The sequence below is a fragment of the Peribacillus sp. P4_B1 genome (genome assembly GCF_056402395.1).
Genome location: NZ_JBFUHM010000031.1, coordinates 32,254 through 51,839 on the forward strand (window position 1 = coordinate 32,254; position 19,586 = coordinate 51,839).

Annotated in this window: 18 protein-coding genes; 2 read left to right on the top strand and 16 right to left on the bottom strand. The window is 40.8% G+C overall.

From position 1 onward, the window contains the following. Positions 1-25 precede the first annotated feature (25 nt). From AC1DVK_RS17365 to AC1DVK_RS17430, 14 genes are all read right to left on the bottom strand, one after another. Positions 26-973, bottom strand: coding sequence for a U32 family peptidase (locus AC1DVK_RS17365; protein WP_410862523.1), 948 nt, complete (start codon positions 971-973; stop codon positions 26-28). Next, positions 970-1,881 (bottom strand): dihydrodipicolinate synthase family protein, encoded by a 912-nt coding sequence (locus tag AC1DVK_RS17370; protein ID WP_477626991.1) that lies wholly within the window; start codon positions 1,879-1,881, stop codon positions 970-972. Before AC1DVK_RS17370 ends, AC1DVK_RS17365 begins: the two co-directional genes overlap by 4 nt. A 17-nt stretch (positions 1,882-1,898) precedes the next feature. After that, the gene (gene dgoD / locus AC1DVK_RS17375) at positions 1,899-3,047 is read right to left on the bottom strand and encodes a galactonate dehydratase (protein WP_477626992.1); all 1,149 of its coding nucleotides are present in this window, start codon (positions 3,045-3,047) and stop codon (positions 1,899-1,901) included. Between the two features lie 70 nt (positions 3,048-3,117). Continuing rightward, a complete protein-coding gene (gucD, locus tag AC1DVK_RS17380; RefSeq protein WP_410862528.1) occupies positions 3,118-4,587 on the bottom strand; it encodes an alpha-ketoglutaric semialdehyde dehydrogenase GucD in 1,470 nt (489 codons plus the stop codon). Positions 4,588-4,609: 22 nt separating this feature from the next. Further along, a complete protein-coding gene (locus AC1DVK_RS17385) occupies positions 4,610-5,767 on the bottom strand; it encodes a UxaA family hydrolase (RefSeq protein WP_477627008.1) in 1,158 nt (385 codons plus the stop codon). 4 nt (positions 5,768-5,771) lie between these two features. Further along, complete coding sequence (locus tag AC1DVK_RS17390; RefSeq protein WP_214792231.1) at positions 5,772-6,071, bottom strand: UxaA family hydrolase; 300 nt, start codon at positions 6,069-6,071, stop codon at positions 5,772-5,774. An 11-nt stretch (positions 6,072-6,082) separates the two neighbouring features. After that, positions 6,083-6,970, bottom strand: coding sequence for a fumarylacetoacetate hydrolase family protein (locus AC1DVK_RS17395; protein ID WP_089363371.1), 888 nt, complete (start codon positions 6,968-6,970; stop codon positions 6,083-6,085). A gap of 31 nt (positions 6,971-7,001) precedes the next feature. Continuing rightward, positions 7,002-7,769, bottom strand: a complete 768-nt coding sequence (locus AC1DVK_RS17400) for an IclR family transcriptional regulator (protein ID WP_477626993.1) — start codon at positions 7,767-7,769, stop codon at positions 7,002-7,004. 60 nt (positions 7,770-7,829) lie between these two features. Next, on the bottom strand, positions 7,830-10,034 hold the full coding sequence (locus AC1DVK_RS17405) for a dihydroxy-acid dehydratase domain-containing protein (protein WP_477626994.1): 2,205 nt from the start codon (positions 10,032-10,034) through the stop codon (positions 7,830-7,832). A gap of 64 nt (positions 10,035-10,098) precedes the next feature. Continuing rightward, a complete protein-coding gene (locus AC1DVK_RS17410) occupies positions 10,099-11,349 on the bottom strand; it encodes a nickel pincer cofactor-dependent isomerase, group 22 (protein ID WP_477626995.1) in 1,251 nt (416 codons plus the stop codon). A gap of 24 nt (positions 11,350-11,373) precedes the next feature. Then, a complete protein-coding gene (locus tag AC1DVK_RS17415) occupies positions 11,374-12,420 on the bottom strand; it encodes a TRAP transporter substrate-binding protein (protein WP_477626996.1) in 1,047 nt (348 codons plus the stop codon). Positions 12,421-12,480: 60 nt separating this feature from the next. Next, positions 12,481-13,758 (bottom strand): TRAP transporter large permease subunit, encoded by a 1,278-nt coding sequence (locus AC1DVK_RS17420; RefSeq protein ID WP_477626997.1) that lies wholly within the window; start codon positions 13,756-13,758, stop codon positions 12,481-12,483. Continuing rightward, complete coding sequence (locus AC1DVK_RS17425) at positions 13,755-14,327, bottom strand: TRAP transporter small permease (protein ID WP_477626998.1); 573 nt, start codon at positions 14,325-14,327, stop codon at positions 13,755-13,757. Before AC1DVK_RS17425 ends, AC1DVK_RS17420 begins: the two co-directional genes overlap by 4 nt. Before the next feature lie 37 nt (positions 14,328-14,364). Further along, complete coding sequence (locus AC1DVK_RS17430) at positions 14,365-15,393, bottom strand: TRAP transporter substrate-binding protein (RefSeq protein WP_410862540.1); 1,029 nt, start codon at positions 15,391-15,393, stop codon at positions 14,365-14,367. An 869-nt stretch (positions 15,394-16,262) separates the two neighbouring features. Here AC1DVK_RS17430 and AC1DVK_RS17435 point away from each other — a divergent pair. Together AC1DVK_RS17435 and AC1DVK_RS17440 are read left to right on the top strand one after the other, a co-directional pair. Beyond that, a complete protein-coding gene (locus AC1DVK_RS17435; RefSeq protein WP_477626999.1) occupies positions 16,263-17,246 on the top strand; it encodes a methyl-accepting chemotaxis protein in 984 nt (327 codons plus the stop codon). Beyond that, the gene (locus tag AC1DVK_RS17440) at positions 17,243-17,989 is read left to right on the top strand and encodes a methyl-accepting chemotaxis protein (protein WP_477627000.1); all 747 of its coding nucleotides are present in this window, start codon (positions 17,243-17,245) and stop codon (positions 17,987-17,989) included. Before AC1DVK_RS17435 ends, AC1DVK_RS17440 begins: the two co-directional genes overlap by 4 nt. Positions 17,990-18,263: 274 nt before the next feature. Here the strand turns inward: AC1DVK_RS17440 and AC1DVK_RS17445 are convergent, their stop codons facing one another. Both AC1DVK_RS17445 and AC1DVK_RS17450 read right to left on the bottom strand, forming a co-directional pair. Then, the gene (locus tag AC1DVK_RS17445; protein WP_477627001.1) at positions 18,264-18,452 is read right to left on the bottom strand and encodes a hypothetical protein; all 189 of its coding nucleotides are present in this window, start codon (positions 18,450-18,452) and stop codon (positions 18,264-18,266) included. Between the two features lie 339 nt (positions 18,453-18,791). Continuing rightward, entirely contained in the window at positions 18,792-19,325 is a 534-nt protein-coding gene (locus AC1DVK_RS17450; protein ID WP_477627002.1) for a GNAT family N-acetyltransferase, read from the bottom strand. Positions 19,326-19,586 lie beyond the last annotated feature (261 nt).

Sequence of the window (19,586 nt, forward strand, 5' to 3'; positions counted from 1 at the left end):
GAGGGGATCCCTCACGTTAATATCACTATTTCGCTGCTGCCTTTTCAATTTTCGCAATTCCGAGTCCTTTTGCACCGAGTTTCGATGTTTTTGCTTCTGGATAGTATCGTTCGATCATTTGAATACCAATTGCGGAACGGCGTACACGTTCCTTTGTGAGTGAGATGTTCGTACTTTCCCATTGTTTCCCTGAGGGGTATACATCTGGGTGATTACGAAGACCGAATTTGATGTAAACAGGCGCCAATACACGGATTATTTCCGGTATTTCATAATAGCGAAGAAAGCCTCCGAAGGTATCCGGAACTTCAACATATAAATCAATTGGAATGTCTATTGATTGTCGGATCGCTGCAAGTTTAGACAGCGTTAATGCAGGTGGCACGTTGTAGGTATCCGCACCGATGTCTTCCATTAATTTGACGGATACTGGATTGGCTGAACCCATTTGAACCGATACTTTAACAACAAAGTCTTCCGGAAGCTGTCCGTATTTTTTCATTTCTTTCGTTAAAAGAAGGAGTCCTTCATCCGCAACTAACGCACCGCGAAGACCTAGTGCAGCCCCTCTTTTCAGGTCTTCCATGGCATAAACAAGCTGATCGGAGCCCTCATGGCGGATTCCCTGAGATTTGCCTCCTGGCGTAAGCGGTCCAGCACTGACATCCCATGAACCCCTGGGACCGACAAACAAACTCAGTTCCATGCCTCGCTCTGCTGTCATTTTACACATTTCTATAATTTCTTCATCCGTTTGAAGCATGATACCGCTGCCTTGCGATATTCGGTGAATAGTCAGACCGAGTCGGTCAATTTCTTTCAATGTTTCTTTTAGTGCTATTGGACCTTCTACGCTTGGGAGTTCAATGCGGTATTGAGCACCGTCTGGAAATGTTTTCGTTGATGTAGGAAGTTCTTTAAGATCAGTTGATGGGTAGCCTAATTGTTCAAGCAAGTCTCGTGATTCTTTCATTTTTGGACGCCTTCTTTCATATTTATATTTTTTAAAAGAGCAGCTACTTTGTCACTCAAATCAGCAGGGTATACGTCGCATGGTGCACGGTGTCCAGCCGCAACGTCAAACCAGCGCTGATGAACTGCTTCTTTCATGGCAGTAAAAAATGTCGGACCGTAATTGTACACATCCATCAGTTTTGAAATCACTTGATGCTTTTTCTGTGCTTCAGCAAGGTCACCTTTATGATACGATTGATATAAATCAACGGAAATTTCCGGCGCAAAGACAGCGCTTCCATTAATGCTTCCCGCTGCACCAATCATTTGAGCCGGAAGCAAGTGCTCGTCAAAAGCAGAGAAGACGCGGAAATCACTGCGAACTTTCTTCACTTCCGCCAGCACTTGACGAAGATGCCCGAAATCACTAACCGTCTCTTTAATACCTGTAATGTTTGAATGATCTTCAGCTAATTTTTTAATCAATTCGATTGATAAATTTTGACCTGTCAGGAGCGGTATATTATAAATGAAAACCTGCAGATTAGTATGATTCGCTACACTGGAAAAATATCGGTATAACTGCTCGTCAGACAGCTTCCAGTAATATGGGTTGACTACTAGAACGCCGTCGGCTCCATGCTCTTCTGCATAAGAAGTCAGTTCTTGCACCTCTTTTAATGCGGTATGCCCGACCCCGACCATAACAGGCACTCGGTTGTTTATATGCTTTATCATTTCGCGTACATATAATTTTCTTTCTTCTGTTGTAAGCGATGAGAACTCACCTGAACTTCCCATCAATAAAATACCGTCTATATTCCGTGAGATTAATAGGTCGATATAGCTTCTGTTCAGCGCCATATCTAAGTTCCCCGTTTCATCAAATAAGGTGACTACCGGTGGAATGATGCCATGAAAGTCCATTGTTTTTCCTCCTTTTATTACCATTCAGCGATGCTCCCGTCTTCATTACGCCAAATGGGGTTTTTCCAATCATGACCAGTTTCTGCTGCCAGCTTCACTTTTTCCTCATCGATTTCCACCCCAAGACCCGGTTTATCCGGAATGTTCACATAACCATTTTCATAGTCGAATAATTCTGGATTTTTCATATAATCGAGAATGTCCATGCCATCGTTGTAATGAATACCAAGGCTTTGCTCTTGAATAATGAAATTCGGTGTCGTTGCGTCCAAATGAATTGATGAAGCGAGAGTCATCGGACCGAGCGGGCAGTGCGGAGCGATCGCTACATCATAGGCTTCTGCCATCGCGGCAATTTTTTTCCCTTCTAAAATACCACCTGTGTGGGATAGATCCGGCTGAATAATATCGACATAGCCATCTTGAAGAAGCTGCTTAAAGCCCCAGCGTGTATACATCCTTTCACCCGTTGCAATCGGGCACGTAGTATGCCAGGCAATCTCACGAAGTGCTTCATTATTTTCCGGTAGCACTGGCTCTTCAATGAACATTGGATGGTATGGTTCAAGTTCTTTCACAATCGCCTTTGCCATCGTTTTATGAATCCTTCCATGAAAATCCACCCCAATGCCAAAGTCTTTGCCAACCGCTTCCCTAATTGAAGCAACGCGTTCGATGACCGCCTCTACTTTCGAAAAGCTATCTATGTAATTCATTTCTTCTGATGCGTTCATTTTGACAGCAAGGAAGCCCTCTTTCTGTTTTTCGATTGCAGCTGCCACAACATCCACTGGTCGATCTCCTCCGACCCATGAGTACACTTTAATTTTTTGGCGAGCTTTACCGCCGAGCATTTGGTATACAGGAATATTGAAGTATTTTCCTTTTATATCCCATAGTGCCTGCTCAATGCCAGAAATGGCACTCATTAAAATTGGCCCCCCACGGTAAAATCCACCTCGATAAAGTGTTTGCCAGATGTCTTCAATGTCGTTCGGATTTCTCCCGATCAAATAATCGGTCAATTCGTTAACTGCTGCTTTAACCGTTTCAGCACGCCCTTCCACGACAGGCTCTCCCCAGCCGGAAATGCCTTCATCCGTATCGATTTTTAAAAACAGCCAGCGGGGTGGAACTTTGTATAAAGAAATTTTTATGATTTTCATCAAGCACCTCGCATTGTTTTTTTTTGGAAGAAAGAGAGAGTTTCAAACATGGAAACCTCTCTTACTCTTATTAAGAACCTTTAATAAAAACCGTTTTTATGGCTGTATAAAATTCTTTCGCCGCTTCACCTTGCTCTCGCGAACCCGTGCTCGATGCTTTCATGCCTCCGAATGGGGCTTGCAACTCTACGCCAGCACTTTCTGCGTTAATACGGACAAGCCCTACCTCAATTTCATCGATGAATTCCAGAATCGAGCTAATATTTGATGTGAAGATTGAAGCACTCAATCCGTATTTCGTATTATTTGCCATGTCTATCGCTTCGACTAGATCGCTAGCTTTCATAAGCGCGATAACTGGTCCAAAAATTTCTGCCTGCGCAATCACCATATCCGTCGTCACTTCTTCAAAAATCGCTGGTGTAATGAAAAAGCCTCCATCATAGTCTCCGCCAGTTAATATCTCCCCGCCATGTATAAGTTTTGCGCCCTCCTGCTTGCCTTTTTCAATGTACTCTTTCACCGTATTGAACTGGCTTTCGCTTGCACAGGGACCCATCCAAATTCCCTCTTGAAGGCCGTTGCCAACCGTTATTTTCGCAGCTGCTTCAACTAGTTTTTGTTTAAATACATCATAGACCGATGATTCAACAACAACACGGCTAGAAGCTGTGCATTTTTGGCCGGAGGAACGAAATCCACCGTTGATGACCGCCTCGACTGCTTGTTCGATGTTTGCATCTTTCGTCACGATGACTGGATTCTTGCCTCCCATTTCAAGCTGATATTTTATGCCGCGGGCGGAAGCTGATTTTGCGACGCTCTGACCGACACTTTCAGAACCGGTAAATGTGATTGCATTTAAAAGCGGATGATTGATGAGCCCCTGGCCAATAATTGATCCTTTACCGGTAATAAAATTCACAACACCCTCAGGGAAGCCTGCTTTGGTAAAGCATTCCATGACTTTCGCTGCGGTAACGGCCCCTTCCGTAGCGGGTTTCCATACGATTGTATTGCCATATACAAGAGCTGGAGCCATTTTCCAGATGGGAATTGCAACCGGGAAGTTCCATGGTGTGATTATCCCGACAACACCAAGTGGGGAGCGTTTTGTAAACATGAGGGCATCTTTATCGGATGACGGTATAACATCGCCGTCTTTCCGCATCCCTTCACCAGCATAGTAACGGAGAATCGCAACACCTCGTGCCGTCTCCCCTTTTGCTTCAGGTAACGTTTTACCCATTTCGCGAGTCATGGTTTCGGCAATTTCATCTAGATTTTCTTCCAATATATTGGCCGTTTTGAAAAGGATTTGCCCACGTGCAGACTGCCCGAGCCTGCGCCAATCCCTCTTTGCCTCATGCGCAGAAGCTGCAGCCTTGTTTAAGTCATCTCCGGTTGAGCTTTGAACGTAGCCAACCGGTTCTTTGTCCGCAGGATTAATGCTTTCGATTGTATTTCCAGAAGATGCATCCACCCACTCATTATTAATGAAGTTTTTATATGTCTTCGTTGCAAATGTAGTTGATATCATAAACTTTAGCCCCTTTTTCGTTTTAGAATGTCGGTCCAATTCTCCAAATACCAAAGTCATGCTGCTTTAAGATTTCCGCTTTTGTTAGTTTTCCGTTTGAAACATGTTGGATTTCTTCCATGATGCGACTTCCCACCTCATCAACAGATTCTAAACCATCAACAATCGTACCTGCATTTAAATCCATATTTTCATTCATCCTGTCAAACATTGGTGTATTAGTTGAGATTTTTATGACAGGTGTTATAGGAGAACCTGTTGGCGTCCCTCTTCCACTTGTAAAGAGGACGATTTGGGCCCCGCCTGCGACCATACCCGTCAATTGCTCAATATCGTGGCCAGGCGTATCCATCCATACGAGCCCTTTTTTTGTGGGCACCTGGGCATAATCAATGACTTCTTCCAGCCTGGTTGTGCCTGATTTTGTCGCTGCCCCCAGTGATTTTTCTTCGATTGAGCTGAGACCTCCCTCAATGTTTCCCGGACTCGGATTTCCGGTGCGGATGTCTACGCCCATTTGAATCGAGCGGTCTTCCATCATTTTAATAACCGCATAAGCTTTTTTGGCTACCTGGTCGTTTGCAGCCCGGTTAGCGATCAAATGCTCTGCACCGATAAGTTCAGTTGTTTCCGCTAATATTGCGGTTCCCCCCTGTTTAACAACCAAATCGCTTGTACGTCCGACTGCCGGGTTAGCCGATAAGCCGGAGCATGCATCAGACCCACCGCATTCTGTGCCGACAATCAGCTCGCTAAAATCACATAATTCCCGTTGCACCATTGAGGCATCCTGGACCATTTTGACCGCAATTTTAGCTACTTCGGCGATGGTTTGAAGAGTGCCGCCATGTTCCTGAATCGATACAGTTTCCACTGGTTTACCGCATTTAGCAATTTCATCTCCAATACGGTGCGCCTGATGTGTTTCACAGCCAAGGCCGAGTACTATGACACCATATACATTTGGATTCATCCCCATTCCCGCATAGGTTCTGGCTGTTTGATCAAAATCAGAGCCCACTTGCGCACAGCCATGCTGATGAATGAATGTGACAGTTCCGCTCACCAATTCTGTGACGCGCTGTGCAGTTTGGGTTGCGCATGTTATCGTTGGCAAAATCAGTACATGATTCCGGACTCCGACGCGGCCATCCGGACGGCGATAGCCCCAAAACTGCATTTTTTCATTCAGCAATTTTGTCACCCCTTCCTCTTTTACCTTCTAAATTGTGTACATGAACATGTGCACCAGCGGGAATAAAAGCTGAGGCTGCCCCAATGACTTCCCCATATTTAAATATATCTGCCCCTTGTTCGATGGCTTTGACTGCGAACTTATGTCCAAAACGAATCGGTTCAAGAATGGGTACGACAAGTTCTTCAAGGTCTGTCTTCACAACTACCGATGTGTTTGCAGGGATTTCGGATAAAGCGACAGCTACACTATCTTTCGTACTTAAGTAAAGTGTTTTGTACTCGCCCATTTTGTCACCCCTTAAATTGTTTGAACTGCTTTACTTTGGATAACCGGGTTGTTTAATACGCCAATCCCTGGTATTTCGATTTCGATTCGGTCATCGCCTTTCAATGTAAATTCATTTGGCGGAACCACGCATGTACCTGTAAGTAACACTGATCCGTCAAAAATAGTGTTATCTAAGACTAAATAGTCGACAAGCTCTTCCAATTTTCGTTTCAGTTGGTTTACTTTCGCCTCACCTTCAAATACTTTTTCTTCATTTCGATAAATACGGCACATGATTTTAAGCTCATATGGATCCGGAACAGCCTCTTTTAACAAGATGGCCGGTCCAATGGAGCAAGAGTTTTTCCATACTTTTGCCTGTGGAAGATAAAGCGGATTTTCACCTTCAATATCACGGCAGCTCATGTCATTACCTGCGATATATCCGAGTACAATTCCCTCTTTATCGATGACAAGACCAAGCTCCGGCTCCGGAATTTGCCATTTTGAATCAGAACGCAAGTATACCGGATCATTCGGGCCCACGGTTCTTGCTGCAGTCGATTTAAAGAAAATCTCAGGACGCACAGCATCATAAACTTTGTCATAGAAAGTTTGGCGGTCCAGCTTTCCTTGTGTGGCTTCGTAGTTACGTGCTTCCTTGCTTTTCTTATACGTAACGCCAGATGCCCATACTTCCGGTGCATCAATAGGCGTTGTTAATTGAAGACCTTGCAATGGCCGCTTTTCCCCTTCGGCTACAATTTGTTTTACAATGTCAAACGCCGTTTTGTTATCATGGCGTGCCGCTGTAATCAACGACATAAAATCCGTAAAGGGAAGGTCCACCACATTGTTTTCGTTTGTCACGGCAGCAAGTTGTTTCTTATTTTCCTTTACATAGCGAATAATTCTCATTTTCTAGTTCCTCCTACATGGCAGGCCTCATTTATATTTTTTGATATTCATAACCGAGCTCCTGCGAAATTTTACTGCTGCATTCCTTTAAGAGACGTACATAATACTCATGTGTTTCTTCATTTACTTTCGAAGCAGGCATCGATACACTCATTGCAGCGATTACCTTTTCTGAATAATCTTTTATCGGTACAGCAAGACAGTAAATGCCCGGTTCGTTTTCTTCATTATCCATTGAATAGCCATTAATACGTACTTTTTCGATTTCCGCTAAAAACTGCTCCTTGGATCGAATCGATCTTTCGGTCGGACCCGTATAATCATAGCCGGCCAAGAGCAAATCCAGTTCACTATCCGTTTTGGTTGCAACAAGAGATTTGCCAACAGCACTCGTATGAATCGGAACTCGCCGGCCAATACGGGAATAGAGGACCGTTACCCCTGTGCCCTCCACTTTATCGACATAGACACCTTCCTGACCGTCTAATATGACAAGGTGCAGCGTTAAATTCGTTGTTGCTGACAGCCATTCAAGATGTTTTCTTGCTACGTTGCGCAAATCGAGATGGGTCACAACAACGTTTCCCCTCTCCAAAAGCTTTAACCCTAGCGAGTATTTTCCATTTTCTTCGCCTTGTGAAATATAGTTATGCTCCTGTAAGGTTTTTAATAGTGAATGAACCGTACTTTTATGTAAATTCATTCGCTTGCTTATCTCTGTGATAGTTAGTGCGCGCTCACGCTCATCAAATAAATCCAATATTTTCAAGGCACGCTCCACCGATTGGATGATAGGCATCGTTCCTCACTCCTTTTATTCTGTCTACCTTTATATTATCGGATTTATGACGAGCATTCCTCACTTTATTTCTACTTTTTTTCCTTGAAGTAAAATATCCTGTTCATAATCGAGTACCGCATCCTCAATTACAGCGATAGGGACAACACCATTTGCTGCATCTGTATGTCCAAACATCCGGTTGCTGGCCGCAACCATTTTTTGTCTAACTTTCATCCGCTCCTTGCGTTCAGCTGCCAATGATTGTCTTTCTTCTTTAAAATGATCCGCAAATTCATGAACAACCTTTCCTGAATGAAGTTGAGTAGCATTCACAAAATCAATCCGGCGATCACGAAGCTGAAGGTGAATTACATCCCCTGATTTAAGTAAACCAATGCCGCCGCCCTCATACGATTCCGGTGTCATATGTCCTATAGCAGCACCATATGTGACTCCTGAATAGCGGCCGTCACTAATGATTGTGGCGATTTTTTTCATAACGCGATTTGCATTGATGTGTTGCATTGGTGTAAACATTTCCGGCATTCCGAATGCTACTGGCCCCTGCCCTGAGATAATGACCGCAATTTTCAATGTGCCTGCTTCAACCATCCTGTCAAATAACTCCCCATATGTAGCAGTTTTTAGAAGAGACCATTCCGGCTCATTGTTGTATTTAAGAGATTCTAGCAATAGCTTATGTTCGAAAAGCCTTTGCTCTTTTATTTTTGAAAGCAGATTTGAATCGAGCAGGCTTTTATTTGCATCATCTTCATTTTCGTAATAAAGGACAAATGCAAGCTTATCATCGAAATGGTCAAGCTGTGGTGTCGGCATTCCGCTGATTTTTACAACGGCGCTTTCAAAGAAGTTTCCTTTTAAAACATCAACACCGCTGAATCCACGGCGTGGATTGGATAAAATGACCTGATTTTTCTTTACATTAACCGCTTTTAGGCTACTTGTAATCGCAAGACGTTCTTTCCAGGTTTTTGCTGAGACTGTCGGCGCATCCTGATCCATTGGTACACCATTCTCGATAAGTTCATAAAAAAGTGTTTCCATTCCTCTGCTTGTCCCGCTGCAACACTGCATCGCAAGTGAATAAATGTCCCTTCCTTCTGTCAAACTGTAATCAAATAAGTCAGGAATTGGATGTGAATGATGAATGCGGTCAAGGTCCCATAAGCTGAATTTGAATCCTGCATAAAGCATGCCTGCGACAATATGCATCATTAAGTTAGTAGAACCGCCCGAAGCGCTGTGAATACGGATTGCATTTTTTATGTTCGCAGCGACAATGTTGGCCACACCATAGCGCTCTTCGTTTATCATGCCGGCGAAGCTATCAAGCACCGAGTTAATCTGGCGTTGTGTTGGTGGATCGGTTAACAGCTCCACGGCTGGATGAACGAGACCCATGCCTGCCACTAAGTGACGTGAACTATTCCCCGTACCATTGAATGCACATACACCGCCCTGCCCGTCACATGTTGCGACAGCAAGTCTCATTTCAAAATACTTATGCTGTTCCTTCGTCAATATTCCTCTTTCATACGCCCTTTCAAACACGCCCTGAAATGCAGTATTCGATGAACATTGCAATATATATGCCATCGTATCTCGTAAATCAACGGCTACATCATTAGCTCCTTTTCTTTCCGCTTTTTTCGCAAGAGTTTCCAATTCCTCGATCACGTCAGCTGGAATCGAGCCGCCTTCTAATACGTGAGCAGGTGCGAATGTTGCGAAAAAGGGGGCTTCACCACGGTTTCGGCGAATACGATCAACATGTGCGAGTGCACTTACAACACCAAGAGGCTGCTTATCACACCCTTGAATGACGAATGCACCATGATAACTGTGAGCTTCTAGCTGGTTGACAACCATTTGTGCAACCGCGTTTCGGCTCTGGAGAGAGTAACTCATTCCTTGATTGTTTTGCGCAGTTCCATCACACATTACCGGTGTCGAGAAATGAAACGGCACGCCGCCGTTTTGCCAGATGCGTATTGCTGCCCGTGCCGACGTTTGGTAATCCATTATGTGGGCCGGATGATCGGACGAACCACCGATAATTGCGATACGCGGGGCATTCCTCTCGAGCCGCAAATAAATTTCTTCAAGCGTCCAATCAGGCTTCCCCCCTTCATATGTGGAGCCAAGCGTCAGCTTCGAACGGTCCAACAAACCCGCAACCGTAATGGGTTCATTTGCTTTTCCCTGTACATTATCGCGGTAAGGGTTTATTTCGTTATCAATAAGTGGATATAGGTGTGTCATATCAGCACTCCTTTTCTGATTTCAAATGAATTCTTCCATTCTCTTAAAATATTAACGGAGGTTTTTAGTCTAGTGCCAATTCCTCTGGTTCTGAAAGGAGCTCGATATTTTTATTTTTTAAAGCTTCTACCATCATGCTTTCAGAAATCCAAATTTCACCGATTTCAAGCGTATTTTTTATTCTTACCACTTTCACTTTATTCAAATCGAACGCATTGCACGTTTTGATAGCAGCTTTAACAGCCAATTCCTGCGTATCTAAAAACATCGGGAGCTTTACTACATCTGTCACTGTACTTGTGAGTGCATTCGCATAGCCTTTTTCCCATTCAATTTCATTCATGACGGCCTTCGTCGTCATATCAGCCATGCCGATGCCGTTTGCATTACCGTGAGTTTTTTCAGTAAGTCCCAGTACAACGGTCCGTTTAACCTCTGGCCCCCCGGTAGCATATGGAGTGGCGAAGTTACCCGTGATATTCGGATCCATTCCATCGCCCGAAATATCCTTTCCGAGTTCATTTACAATAAGTACGTCGATCGAATCGAAATGGATTTTTGGCATCAATGATTTTGCTTCAAGCAATAGTCCCGGTTCCACTTCCTCCAGTTCCTCCGCTGGGACTGCGACGATTTTCGCTGGTTTATCATAGGCATTTTCAATAGTCGCAAGACCAAATATGATAGGAGCTTTTGCTAAGGAAATTTTCGCCATTTCAGGGACATGTTCCGCCATATACTTAAAGCTGTATGCATGTGCAGCTTCGGCTCCTTTTTGCTTGCCTAAACCGATTGTAATCATTTTCATTAGTCCGCTTTCAACCGGTCCACGAAATGCCGTATGTGGTTTTATCCGATTAATGACTATGATTTTATCTGATTCATATGCAAGCTTATCAATATAGACAGGGAGCCCATTTGGCAATTCATCCAGTTGGATAACTTCCATCGATGACATTATTGGCGCTCCAACCGATTCTTCTGAAATACCCAGCTGAAGCAATACATCGATTTGTCCCTCCGCTGTAGCACCCCCATGGCTTCCCATTGCAGGGACTATAAAAGGATTGCCGCCAGCCTCCTTAACGGCAGCCACCGTTTCTCTTACTAGAGTAGGAAGATCCGCTACCCCTCTGCTTCCTACTGCAATCGCCACCCTGTCATCTTCATTTATTCTTGATAAGACATCTGCTTCTTTTATCGCCTTCTTCACCTCACCAGCTACATCAGCGATTTGAGGTGTACGAAATTTCTGCCTCACTTTGACCATTTTCGGTAATTGTATTTCACGTAAAAGTTCAGAGATAATATCCATTTTCAATCCTCCAAACAGTCTGGATTATTTACCGCGTACTTTTTCAACTTCGCTCATCATTTCCTCTACAAGATCCGGCCCGAATTTTTGAGCATATTCGTCCGTCACTGGTTGGATGATTTTCTTCATTTTTTCCTTTTCTTCCGGCTCTACTTCATTGATTTTCATTCCTTCTTTTTTTAGATACTTAAGTGCTTTTTCATTTTCTTTTTGGTTAACTTCCCGTTGGTACTTTCCAGCCTCTTGTGCAGCTTCACTCATGATTTTTTGCTCTTGTTCTGATAGGTCATCCCAGAACTTTTTGCTTACAAGGAATACAAATGGTGTATAAACATGATTTGTAAGACTTAAGTATTCTTGCACTTCATTATATTTTTGCGTTTGAATGGTTGCGAGAGGGTTCTCCTGCCCATCAACTGTGCCTGTTTCCAGTGCAGTAAATACTTCTGAGAAAGCCATCGGCGATGGATTCGCCCCTAACTTTGAAAATGCATCTAAATGCACTTCATTTTGCATGGTACGAAGTTTAAGCCCTTTGAAATCGTCAGCCGTTTTAACAGAGTGTTTGCTGTTGGTTATGTTTCGGAAACCATTTTCCCAGTATCCCAAACCTACTAAATCATGTTCCCGTAATTTATCCAAAAGTTTTTTGCCTACTGCACCATCAAGTACTGTATAAGCTTCTTCTTCATTATTAAAGACAAATGGGAAGTCATAAATTCCAAATTCCTTAATCATACCAACAAGTGGTGAGGTTGAAGGAACAGTTACTTCCTGTAAGCCACCTTGAAGAGCTTCAGTCATTTTCTGATCATCTCCGAGGGTGGCATCAAAAAAGTTTTGGACTTTCATTTTCCCCCCGCTTTTTTCTTCAACCAGTTCTTTAAATTTCTCCATTCCTTTTCCTTGTGGATGCATTTTACTATTTCCGATCCCTGCTTTGATTGTTCTTTTCTGGATACCGTCAGCTGAAGCGCTTTCATTTTGTCCGCTTCCGCAAGCACTTAATAACAGTACTGCTGGCAGTAAAACTCCGACCGCCAAACGTTTAAACAAATTATTCATTATCATTTTCCTCCTATAAAATAAGATGAATACCAACATACACACCCTAATACTTGTTTAATTCCGTTAGGAGGTAAACCATCCTAGAGGAACCAGCACCAATGAAGGAAACAAAATCAACAAGATCAATACAATCACTTCCACGAGCAAGAAAGGCCAAATCCCCTTCATGATTTCTTCCATACTGATCTTACTTATGCCGCACATGACATTTAAAACGGTTCCGACAGGTGGTGTAAGTAAACCGATGGCGTTATTCAGGATAAACAGGACACCAAAGTAAACTGGATCAATACCTGCAGCGACCACCAATGGCATCAAGACAGGTGTTAGAATAAGGATTGTCGGCGTCATATCCATAGCAGTTCCAACTACGATAACCAATAGGTTTATCATTATTAATAGAAGCAATGGATGATCCATAAATGGCTCCAGCAATCCAATTACCTGACCAGGTAAATCGGCTACGGTTATCAGCCAGGATGACACGAGTGCTGCAGCAACCAGAAACATGACAACACTCGTCATTTTTCCTGCATGAACAAGAACCTCATACAAATCTTTCACTTTCATTTCGCGATAGATTACAAGACCAACAAATATTGCATAGACTGCAGCCACCACTGCTGCTTCAGTCGGTGTAAATAAACCGAATTTCAATCCACCAATGATAATGACGGGCAGGAATAGAGCCCAAATGCCTTGGCGAAGAGAAGTAAGTATTTCTTTTGCTGAAGCTCGGGGGTTAACGGCGACTTTATCTTTTCGTGCAACAATGGCCCAGGTAACCGTAAGTCCAACCGCCAGTAAAATACCTGGAACGATTCCTGCCATGAACAGCTTTGTAATGGACACACCGCTTGCGACCCCGAAAATGATAAAACCAATACTTGGCGGAATGATCGGGGCAATGATACCACCTGATGCAATCAACCCACTTGACCGGTTCACATCATAACCGGACTTCACCATCATTGGAATTAATATAGCCCCAAGCGCTGCCGTATCGGCAACAGCAGATCCTGATAAACTCGCAAACAACACACTGGCAATGATCGCAACATAACCAAGGCCTCCCTTGATATGACCCACCAATTTCATTGCCATCTCAACGATACGCCGTGATAAACCGCCCCGATTCATCGCCTCTCCTGCCAGCATAAAGAATGGTATGGCCATTAGAGGGAAGTTATCCGCACCACTGATTAGGTTTTGTGCAATAATTTGACTATCAAAAATACCAAGAAAGAACATAAGGACTACGCTACTAACAAGTAAGGCAAATGCAATAGGTATTCCAAGTCCCATGGCTCCCAGTAAAGATCCGACAAATACACCTATCATCCCTGCTTCTCCTCCTTAACTATCCTAATATCTGACTCAAATTCATCAGCATGGAGGGAAATTAGCTCTTCTGACTCACTTATCATCACCAATTCTTCGTCTTTAATTTTATTGAAGAAAATCCGAAACAAATTGAAAATGATCATACTGCCCATTGAAATACTTACAAGAATACCTGTCCCATATACAAAAGCCAGTGGCATTCCAGTGGCCGGTGCAGCACTATCAATGTTTATCATAGTCATTTTCCAGCTTCCATCCAGGATTAAGAGAAGAACGAATAACATCATCAAATCACTAATAACAAGTACCACTTTTTTCATTTTATTCGGAAGCCGTTTAATGACCATGTCGACACCTAAGTGTTCTTTGTTTTTGAAAGCTCCGATGGCGCCGAGGAACGTCAACCATATAAAGAGATACCTTGACATTTCTTCTGACCAAGTAATCCCTGAATTAAAGAAATAACGAAGGATCACATTACCAAACACGAGTACGACCATTATTGCTAAAGCAGATGCCATAATAATGTTCAACGAATTTTCCAAGATTTTGGATATTTTATTCACCTATACATCTCCCCCTTCCTAATCTAGAGCGCCTGCTTCATTCTGCTTTTATTTTTCCGACGAGCTCCTCCGCCCAGTCATTTTCCTTAAAGACGTCATCATAAACAGGTTGGGATGCTTTTAACATTTTTTCTGAAAAGTCTTCGTCAGGCGTAGTGAATTTGATTCCATTATCCTTAAGATATGCTTTGTCATCTTCATAACTTTTTTCCATCAATTCAAACTCATATGCTGCCGACTCTTTTGCTGCTTTTTGAATGATTTTTTGTTGCTCCTTTGTTAGCCCTTTATAGAATTTGCTATTGATAATGTAAATATTGGGGCTGAACATATGCTTGGATTCTAATACATCACTTTGAACTTCATTCCACCCCGAGGATCTCAGCGTGGCAATGGGATTATCTTGAGCATCAACCACCTTTTGTTCAAGTGCGGTAAAAACTTCTGAAATGGGTAATGGGCTAACGTTCGCTCCCAATGATTCACCTAATTTTATGTAATTCGGGATGTTCGGCATTCTCAGTCGGAGCCCGTCAAAATCTTTCATGCTCTTAATTGGACGATTACTCGAAAACATCCTAAATCCGTTTGCACTCCAAGCAAGCGGTGTCACTCCATGTTTTGGATCAAGCTCTTCTGTCAGTTCCTCTCCGATAGGTCCATTCAATACCTTCTTTACATGATCATAATCCCTAAATAGGAAGGGCCATTCCGGAACACCCATTTTAGGAATGTCCGACTGCATAATTAGTCCTGGAACACCCATTTCGATCGTTCCATTTCTGACTCCGTCATAAAATTCTTTTTCTGCACCTAATGTACTGTTCGCATAAATCCGAACCTCTAGTTCACCATTACTCTCCTTTTCAACCATTTTTTTGAATTTTTCTTTCAAGGCAATATTTTGAGGATGATTTTCGGCAAAATAATGTGCCACTTTAATCGTTTTCTTTTCAACTCCAGATCCACTGGTTTTTTCTCCCTCGCCTCCACCACATCCTGATAAAAGGAATGCCATAGCTAGAGTTAAGCTTGTGGAGAATGCAAAAAGCTTTCTTTTTTTCAATAAAAACCCTCCCCAAAGTTTTTTGTAAGCGTTATCATTTATGGCTGATGTTAATAACTTCTCCTCACCCTTGTATAAGCAAAATTAAATCGTTTTATATTATAAAACTCCGTTTTTGTTTTATCCGGAGTAAGGAAAACACTTTACCTCTAATTACGGTTTTCAAGTTGATTCATGACGTTAAACGATTACTTTTAATAAAATGAAGGGTTAATTTGTTCTATAATATAAAACCCGGTTTTTGAATTTGAAATCTTACGTTGATTATAAGCTTCCATTTTCACTAATGTCAAACAATTTTTTGAATTTTATAACAATTTAACAAATCCTCTATTTCACTTATTAATATTTAGAGGTACAACATGTAATAATTTCATCCTTCCAGTCAAGATTTATAGATGAGAACGGAAAAGAAAATTTTTTTTTTTCTATATTAGGATATTTATAGGATTGAAAATCATACAAAACCAGGTTTTCTTAAAAATACATTCCCTTACTCTTTTAAATTAACTTTTAGTCGGGAATTTGGTATTTCCAGATGAAAAATCTGTCTATAAGAAATTATTTTTCTTATTTGAACTTGAGCTTTATCAAAGTGGTATTGACTGTTTAATTTTTTTCCTTGTTATTAAGTTTATTAACCCGTCCACTACCTTCAAAAGATATATTCCATTTTTAAAGGTTTATTTCTTACTTTCTCTTTTGAAAAATTACCATTCATTATTAATATTGAGATCTTTTCATAATGAACCTCTCTTACCAACAGTTTAAAGACTAAAGGACACCCGAAGATTTTAAAAAGGTCTCATTAAATATATTACCGATATATAAAACAAGGTTAATACATCACGGGGAAGGAAAAAACAAAGATGAATAAACTCAGTACGAAAATAGGCTTTGTTCTTTTAATAGGTATGGTCATTACCTTAATTGGAAGTTTACTATTGATGTATAAAAATACAAATGATACGGTTGAGAAAACAATTGCTATGAGCAGCTTAGACTTAGCAAGCARCATCACTCAAGGAATAAATCCAACATCTTATGTTAATTTTTTAAGTAATCAATCCGAAACTTCTACATATTGGGAGATACGCGAACAGTTAAACGATTATAGACAAAAAACTGGAGCATTATATGTATATACATTGGGGATTAACGAAAATAGCGAAAAAGTCCATATTCTTATAGATGGAATGGGTAAGAGAGCTAAAAAAGCATCTCCCATTTTAAGCCCCACAACCGCAACTTCATATCAGGATGTAGAAAGCGTAATGAAGGGAAAGGTATCTACCACTTCCATCGTCCATGATTCTGATTATGGTGACTATTTATCCGTTTTTGTTCCCATAAAGAAAGGTGACGAGGTCATTGGAATATTAGGGGTAGATATTGATGCCGGCAAAGTCGATGCCACAACCAGCAAGGTTCTGGGTGACATCCTTCCTCTAACCATAATTATCAATGTAATCTTAATGGCAATTGTAGTGGGTGCCTTAATATGGTTCTTGACTAGAAAGTTAAGCCCACTTCTCAAAGTCAGTATGGCTGCAAAGGAAATTTCAAATGGAAATTTATTAACAGCCAATAAACTGATTAGCAACACTAGGGTAAAGGGAAACGACGAAATCAAGATTTTAGTGAAATGCTTTGAAGAAATGATTACCAATACATGTATGATCGTCAACTCCATGAAAAGCTCATCATTCCAGCTATTGGAGTCATCAAGTGATATCGAACACAAAATCAAAGAAATGGATACTTCCACACAAAATATCGTTAAAGGCATTCAACAAGTTGCAGGAGCTGCAGAAGTACAATTGCACAGAAGTGAAGAATCATCGAGGAAATGACCATAGGAATACAAAGAATTGCCGAAGCTTCGTCAGAAGTCAGCGAACAAACAAATCATGTTTCGACTAGAATGTCCATTGGAAATAAAGATATAAATGAACTTTCAAATCAAATTCTACTAGTAAAAGATGTGATGCTGCAAACAAGTTCAGAAATAAAAAAGTTGGACGAACAAGCAAACGAGATTGTGAATATTGTACATTTAATTACTGGAATAGCAGAGCAAACAAACCTGCTATCACTAAATGCGGCTATTGAAGCTGCTAGAGCCGGTGAACAGGGTAAAGGGTTTGCGGTCGTATCGAACGAGGTACGGAAATTGGCAGTAGGCACCAAGGAATCTGCTATCAATATACAAGAGTCCCTACTTAATTTTAAATCCATCATAAATGAATCAGTGAAAATGATGGAAACTGGAACTAAAGAGGTAGAGGAAGGGACAAGATTTGTCCTGAATACAAGAGAAACTTTTAAACAGACGATGAGCTCTTTTGAGCATGTAAGTGATCAAATACAGGAAATATCCGCCATTATAGAACAAATGGCAGCAAGTTCTCAAGAAATCAATGCTTCGATAGAAGTTTTTGCAGAGTTAACAAGGGAAACTGCAGTGGCTTCAAAACAAGTGGCACAATCAACAGATCAACAAGCAAAATCCATGGAGGACATCTCCTTCTCAACCTCTTCGATGGTAAAGCTCGCTAATGACTTAGAAACATCTGTGGAACAGTTTAACGCGTAAAAATCTTGAACTACAAATTCTATTACTATATTAAGAAAGGGATTTTGCTATTAATGCAAAATCCCCATTTTTATTTTGCAAGAAATATACATTTGTGTGTATTGATAATAAAGTTGTTCAATTCTATTCTTAGAAATACAAAAACCATCTATCCATTACGCTGATAGATAGTTATTAAAGCTATTTAAAAAGTGAATATTTCTATAGATCTTTGATTTTAAGAAATAATAAACTTGTTTAATTTTCGGAGAACAAATCTTTTAAAATTGCGCCCTTATTTACATTCTTCACACAATACACTATCAGCAGTTCTTGCGATTGCATTATCTAATCGTGATACTAACATATCTTTTTCAGAAGGCATTGTTACAATAGCAGTAAAACGTTCACCTTCTTTGATTTTTCTACCACAATTAGTACAAGTTAATTCCTTAGATAGAAATGCATTTTTCAATCTATCCAATATCTTTATCCACTCCTATTCTGCCCATTTCTTAACTATATGAATATCAAAATATTCTTATTTTCATTATACTTTACGACATATGAAACTTTCATTTCATACCATCTATTTAAACGACTTTTTTATTTTTAAATGACTATATTATTTTTAAAAAAACTTTATTATTCGTGAACAATTTGTGCATTTCCCTTTAATAACATTTTCTTTAATTTAAGGCAAACGAATCTTTAGTCATATTCAATTAGCCAGTCCCGTTTGTCCATAAAGAAAAAGGTGCCTTAAGACAGCTCCGATTTTTAGTTAACGGATGCGTTAGTTTAATAGGAATTTGTTATTTCATTAAGGTTTTACTGTTATTAAAGAGTATAGATTAGTATCAAATGAAACATCATTTTGGTACATATAATTTCTCAATATCCCTTCCTTTTTGAAACCTAAATTTGCCAACAACTTATTGGATGCTTTATTTTCAATAAAAACAATTGCTCCAATACGCGTTAGGTCAAGCTCTTTAAAACCATAAGAAATCACCTCACTGGCAGCTTCTGTTGCATAACCGTTACCCCAATCACTTGGGAAAAGTGCATAGCTCAGTTCTGCTCTCTTATGTTCATGAGACCACTCTTGAAATCCAATTGTTCCTATAATGCCATCCTTCCCTTTCAATTCAATTCCCCATTTAATCCCACGTTTTTCATCGAAATTCTTTGAAAAATTCCTAATAATTTGCTTCACCTGATCTGTATTTGTTAATGGAGTTTGACCATAATACCGTAATACATCTGGATTGGAAAAACATTTTAATATATCCAATGCATCACCTTCGACCAATTCTCTCAAGACCAACCGTTCAGTTCGTAATATAGGAAACATTTCTCCACTCCTTAAAACTAGATTCCTCTTAGCCATTCAAATTAGTTTAAACTTGGATAAATCCTTGAGAAAAACCATCTTTATTTGTTTATGAACATTTATATAAATAACCGCCCCAGGCCCTTGAAATTACTTTCTATACACGTCCCTTCGCATTGCCTACTTAGATATGCATGAATTTTTGTGCATCCCCATTTTTTTCATGGCCGATTAATTTCGATCAACTACCTTTAGTTCTCCATAAATTTGTAGCGCAAACCC